The 6,089-nt window shown below is 37.4% G+C and carries 6 protein-coding genes; 4 read left to right on the top strand and 2 right to left on the bottom strand.

Annotated features, from left to right (window positions below; translation table 11 throughout):
* The first annotated feature begins 17 nt into the window (after positions 1–17).
* The 3 genes from FHS59_RS22760 to FHS59_RS22770 are packed head-to-tail and all read left to right on the top strand — an operon-like array spanning position 18 to position 2,505.
* Positions 18–1,751 carry an alginate export family protein gene (locus tag FHS59_RS22760; protein WP_184498624.1) on the top strand — a complete coding sequence of 578 codons (1,734 nt, stop codon included), beginning with the start codon at positions 18–20 and terminating at the stop codon, positions 1,749–1,751.
* 18 nt (positions 1,752–1,769) lie between these two features.
* Entirely contained in the window at positions 1,770–2,231 is a 462-nt protein-coding gene (locus FHS59_RS22765; RefSeq protein ID WP_184498626.1) for a hypothetical protein, read from the top strand.
* Positions 2,218–2,505 carry a hypothetical protein gene (locus tag FHS59_RS22770; protein WP_221444569.1) on the top strand — a complete coding sequence of 96 codons (288 nt, stop codon included), beginning with the start codon at positions 2,218–2,220 and terminating at the stop codon, positions 2,503–2,505. Before FHS59_RS22765 ends, FHS59_RS22770 begins: the two co-directional genes overlap by 14 nt.
* Positions 2,506–2,668: 163 nt before the next feature.
* Here FHS59_RS22770 and FHS59_RS22775 read toward each other — a convergent pair whose 3' ends face one another.
* Both FHS59_RS22775 and FHS59_RS22780 read right to left on the bottom strand, forming a co-directional pair.
* Entirely contained in the window at positions 2,669–3,316 is a 648-nt protein-coding gene (locus FHS59_RS22775) for a TetR family transcriptional regulator (protein ID WP_184498630.1), read from the bottom strand.
* Positions 3,317–3,658: 342 nt separating this feature from the next.
* Positions 3,659–3,907, bottom strand: a complete 249-nt coding sequence (locus FHS59_RS22780; RefSeq protein ID WP_184498642.1) for a hypothetical protein — start codon at positions 3,905–3,907, stop codon at positions 3,659–3,661.
* Positions 3,908–4,067: 160 nt separating this feature from the next.
* Here FHS59_RS22780 and FHS59_RS22785 point away from each other — a divergent pair, with 160 nt between their 5' ends.
* Positions 4,068–5,690, top strand: a complete 1,623-nt coding sequence (locus tag FHS59_RS22785) for an arylsulfatase (protein WP_317168234.1) — start codon at positions 4,068–4,070, stop codon at positions 5,688–5,690.
* Positions 5,691–6,089: the final 399 nt, after the last annotated feature.

The raw sequence follows: 6,089 nt of genomic DNA on the forward strand, positions 1-6,089 counted from the left end.
GCTTTTTTTGATTAAACATGAAAAAGAATTTTGTAATAATCTCTTCTTTTTTGTTCCTCTGCCTAGGAATCAGTTACTCAGCCATGTCGCAGATCAATAAGGTATTTGGGGTAGAAGTTGTACCCAATACCGTGGAAGGGATTCCAATCCGATCTGTAGTTATTCTTTTGGAAAAAGAAGGAAAAGAATACCTGGCCGATTCTTTGGAAATGGAGGCATTTTACAATGCCTTCAAACTCAGACCTGGTGGGGTTTTCAGACAAATTTCTGCTGATCTTGCATTGACTGTTTTTCTTGAGCAAAAAGAAATCAAACAGGCCGGGTACAAAGTTTACACTTCAGAAATTACAGGTCCTGTAGTTTTGGTTGTAAGGGCTTCATTTGATGAAGAGGGAGAAGCATTTCAGCCTCAATCTTCTAAAAAAGAAATCTCCTTCCCCACGATTCTGGAAACAGAAAGAAGCAAGTTAACCCTGATCCTCAACGGAGCAATCGGTTTTTACCATGACCAAAATGCTTTCTTTTCAAAAGGACCTGAATTTACTCAAGGTAATCCGGTAGCTACCAATCCAGCTGTCAGAGGAGGAAGATTTTGGGGAGAAACTTTCCTTGAACCGGGTATCGGAGGCATAACGCAAATCAAAAATTCTCGATTTTATACCTATGGTGCCGCTTCATTTTTGGTTTCAGCAAGAAACACAACTGATATTTATTCTGAGGGGGCTGCTGCCTTTGTCACTGTTGAAAGGCTTTATGGAGGCCTATTACTACCGCAATTAGGCAAAAACAATAATCTAAACATCGATGTATCTGCAGGCAGACAGTTTTTTCAGTTGAATGACGGATTTTTATTTTCAAGGTTTTCAGGTTCAGCGAATGCAGGTGAAAGAGGTAGTCTATACCTCAATTCCAGAACTGCCTATCAGATGACGGTTTGGGGAAAAGCCAATTGGAAGAAATTCAATTTTTCGGCTTACTACCTTGAGCCACAGGAATTATTCAAAGACCGGCAATCCGATACCAGGTTTCTTGGGGGAGGGGTGACCTATAATGATAACAAAAATCTGGATCTAGGTTTTCATTATATCACAATAAATTCTTCCAAATCTTCATACACGACCCCTAATGGCAGAATTCCCATGGAAGGTCTGCAGACCCTCAATCCAAAATTGTGGATCAGTAACATCGCAGGGAAAGGCATATTTTTGAAATCTGAATATGCGTTCCAACGACATTCCACTGCGAACATGGTTTCTAATGCCTGGTATATGGGAGTCGGATTGACCAAACCTTCATGGAAATTCAGCCCGATATTTTATTACCGGTATGCTTTTATGAAAGGAGATAATCCGGCCACAGGCAGGTTTGAAAGGTTTGACGTATTACAGTCCGGTGGATTGGGCAATTGGGTTCAGGGTATCAATTTCAAAAAAATCATAGGCGATGGAAACCTCATCACACACAGGATAGAGGTGAAAGGATACTTGGCCAAAAACATGGATTTGAGTTTGGATTATTTCTTTCTCAAAGCCGATTCATTCAGTAATCTAGGCTCATTAGCTCCTATTGCTGACTTAAAATCAAAAGATTATGGCCATGAAGTGACCGGTACCTACCGTTATTTCTGGAAAAATTACCTGTTCCTCTCTGTGATTTCCTGGTCAAGTCCTGGAGATGCCATTTCGTCAAGTTTTGATTCGAATGTATACGATTGGATGACATTTCAAGCTTCGACATTTATGTTTTTCTAAAAAATAATCCATAGCATAATGACAAAATCAACCTCTCTTTCAGAATTAAAAAAGTCTGCTTTTATAGCTGGGTCATTTAATGGGATCATAAATGGCTTTATCAATTGGTTTTCTTTTAAAGACATGGACCAGGTTCTAGTAAGTGATAACCTGATCTCTTCCACAGAGCCTACACTTTTGGCAGGGGCTGTCCCTTTGGCTGTTTCATTAGCTTTTATCTTGAGCGGAATAGCTTATCTGAGTGCAAAAATTCCCAACAAGCCAAAATATTTTCCTAAAATTTTCTTATTGTCCTTGAAGCATACTTTCATGGCTTTTGGGATCGCAGTCACATTTGGTGTTATGTGGCAGCGGTGGATGGGTTCAATAGAAATATCTCCCATCATAGCAACAATTTGTATGGGTTTAACCGCTTGGATCGTAGGAAGTTTGGTCAATTATTTGACAATTAAAGAAATCATTTGTGATGAAGTCGGGTAATAATTTTCTATTTATTTTGACTTTATTAATCCTGGTTTTGGAGGCTGGAGTCTGTTTTGGTCAACCAGGAAAAAACTATTCAAATGGAGTTCCACTCACTAAAGGTACATGGTTTAGTAGCTTAAGCCTATATGCCAATTCCAGAACTGGGGAAAATGACCGACAGCTCTTCGGAACCTTTATAGAACATCAAAGAAGCGGCTTTAATCTACGGCTAGATCCAGGTTATGCAATCAAGGATAATCTGGGTTTTGGGATCGGCTTACTGTTATGATTCCGGAAGCTCCATCATTCACTAGGGTAGAAATTTTAGTTGTTCCAATGAGTAAAATAACATAAATCAATGTTTCAAATTTCAAAATGACAGGTATCACAAGGAATTATGGAAAAGGGATTTTGGGCACCATTGAAAAACAGATTGTTTGAGTCTTGATTATTCACAAGAGTTTAAGTGCTTCAAGCTGACTTCTTCCTTTCTCAGTCAAATAGTGTTCAAATAATCTAAAAATTCCAATTAAATATACATTCTTCATTTCACTATATGGCTTTTCATTATCGTAGAGCGTATAAGAAACCAACCAGGTTGTGAACAAGTTGACAAACTGAAACCCAATAACACTAAACTCCTTTGGTTGGAGGATTTCTTCTCTCAACAACCCTTCCTTAACAAATAGATAGAATAACTTTTCTATTCTTTCCTGCCTTTTAGACCATGTAGAAGCGACTTGAGTTAATAAAACTTTTTGTGATTGATGTGCAGCAGAAAAAAACAAGATGACAGATCTGTGATTGTATTGGGTGTCCAAAATGTTTCCAAAATACTGATAGACTTTTCTAAAGCTTAAATCAGTAAAATAATCTTGATTTGAATTAATTGATTCTAAGTCAGATTCATATACTTCTGCCATTCCGACAAACAGGTGATCTTTGGTAGGAAAATGATTAGTAATCCCCCCTATTGTAATCCCAATGATTTTTGAAAGTTCATTTAAAGTAAGAAAAATACCATTCTCGTTGAAAATTTGCCTAGCCTCGTTCAGTATTGTTTCCTTTGTTTTTTTTCCTTTCGTAAGTTTTTGGGGCATCAGTGATTCTTTATTTAAAATCAAAAAAAGATGTTGTTAAAGTAAAAAGGTACTTTTGGAGAGGAATTAATTTCAATTTATAACAAAGAAACTAAAATTTAGAATTTAATAAAAAGCACTTTTTTATGCTTTATAAATAATCTATATCCCAAACAATAAAGTGATTCAAATTATGATTTTTTAATTACTACGAAAAAAGATCTGTATCAGGTCAATTCTTTTGATTATTTCTAAATCATTTCATATTGTATTTTCACTTAGTCTCTTCATATAAAAGACTTTATAGCTCTGAATTGAATTTATTTAAGGATTTGTTCTAAGACCCTCTTGAGTAAGCTTTTTTCAATTGGAATCATACCAATCTACAATATCAAATAACTGCTTGATTCCGTTTGAATCAAGAAACAAATGAAAATGAAGGTAAATGGCTTTAATCATAGATAACTTGGTTTCTCTGCCTATCTCATGTTTGAGCTTGTCGAACATTGGCGTTGGAATACTAAGGGAGTAGATTTTCACATCCTCAGTATCGAATTCCTTACTGGATGCTTTTTCTTTTTGATGTGTTTTAGGTTCTGGGTTGATCAGCATTACTAAGCCTCTTTTTGAGGTACTTAGATTTTTTATTTTAAAAGCCGGCTTGATGAGATCGACCAATTTCTTAATTTGGTCACATCAGCACGCATAGGATCTGTGGACTATGGCGATATAGACGCAATAAGGTAATGGATGTGCTGTAACTACAAGTGTTGTGTTTCATGCAAAAATTTATATTCATAAAATAAAAAATATGAAAAAAGAAATTATTCGTGTAGTCCTATTAGGAATATTTCTAGTATCAGGATGTATTAAGTCCAACGCTCAAAGCTTTAATCGTGCAGTACAAACTTTAGAAAACTTTGAACCTACAATTCCACATCCAGAACAAGATCAAAGTGTATTAAATAAGCTTAAAGATATAGAAAAGAAAACAGGTAAAAAACCCAACATAGTGTGGCTAGTTGTAGATGATATGGGATATGGTGACCCTGGTTGTTATGGTGGTGGAGCTGCAGTTGGTGCGGCTACCCCCAACATCGATAAACTAGCTGCTGAAGGTCTAAAACTTACATCTTGTTACTCACAGCAAACCTGCACACCTACGCGTTCGGCTATTTTAACGGGAAGGTTACCTATTAGGACGGGATTGACCAGACCCATTTTAGCTGGAGACAACATCACAAAAAATCCATGGGAAGACGAATTGAGCCTTCCTAAAATATTGAGTGATAATGGATACTATACCCTGCTTACAGGCAAATGGCATATTGGTGAAGCAGAAGGTATGAGACCACATGATGTGGGCTTTGATGAATATTACGGCTACTATCCAGCTCAAAAAGAAATTACCCAAGGTATTGACTCTAGACGTTTTCCTGATTTAGTACTGAATGAACAACTCATGAAAGCTTTTGAAACTATTAGGCCTGCTAACCATTTAACCCATGGTTTTAAAGGTGGTAAAACGGAAGCATTGGAAGAGATAAAGACTTTACAGGATATGGGGCGTGCCGACCATAATTTAACAGATTTTACCATTGCTAAAATAAAAGAACTAGCCAATTCTGATAAACCGTTCTTTATAGAGCACTGCTTTATGAAAGTGCATGCAGACAATCATGACAACCCAGATTATCCAGGATTAAGTACTTCTAAATATCAATACAAAAATGCGATTGTTGAGGTAGACATGCATATAGGACGTATTGTCAAGGTATTAGAAGAGGCAGGGGTATTAGAAAACACCTTTGTTTTCATTACTTCGGATAATGGGCCGCAAATGGATGCGTGGCCAGATGGAGGTTATACACCGTTTAGAGGTGCGAAGGGCACAACATTTGAAGGTGGTGTCCGAGTACCTGGGATTGCCTATTGGAAAGGGGTGATTAGTCCAGGTCGTCAAAGTGATGATGTATTCGATTTGATGGATCTTTTTGGAACCAGCCTGACCTTGGCTGGAGTTTCAAAAGATAAATTACCTAAAGACAGATACTATGATTTTATTGATCAATCAGGATTTCTGTTTAATGACGAAGGTAAAAGTAATCGTGAAGCTGTTTATTTTTGGTGGGGAAGTGAACTTATGGCTGTTCGTGTACGAGAATATAAAGAACATGTGAAAATTATCATACCTCAAGCACCACATATGTGGATTGATTATGCAACTATCCAGGATGTAGGTCTAGCACCTTGGTTGTTTAATTTATATATCGACCCTAAAGAGGAAATGCCTGTGGGACATAGAAGAAATGCTTGGTTGGCTTCTCTAGGTGCACAATTGAAATCGCATGCTGCAACATTTAAAAAGTATCCACCTAAAAATATTGGGTTATAAAAAAAAATTAAGCACGAAAACACAACAATGGCTTCCATGAATAATCAAAAGTTCATTTTCTAGCATTTTTTCTTTGTTTTTGCTGTTTTTGAGTTGATTGCCTGTTTTTTGGACTGATTGGAAGAAGTCAAGAATGGACAAAGCGCTGCCCTGCGGGTGGATTGCCCACCTTCGGTCGGCAGGTCCACTCGCCTTGTTCTTTACTTCTGCAGTATCAGTCCATACCTTGCGATCATCGGAATATTTAGCCGCCTCAGGCGGGCAAGCCATGCTTCCATTAGGGGTCTCTTATATATATGAGCCCCAGTTTCCGGTTAGTTTAGTAAGTGCTCCAGCCCCATACTAAAATTGAGTTCCTAATTATTGGACTCACATCCCGACAGCTGTACGGGATTGAGA

Origin of the sequence: Algoriphagus iocasae (assembly GCF_014206875.1) — a bacterium.
In the GTDB taxonomy this organism is placed as follows: domain Bacteria; phylum Bacteroidota; class Bacteroidia; order Cytophagales; family Cyclobacteriaceae; genus Algoriphagus; species Algoriphagus iocasae.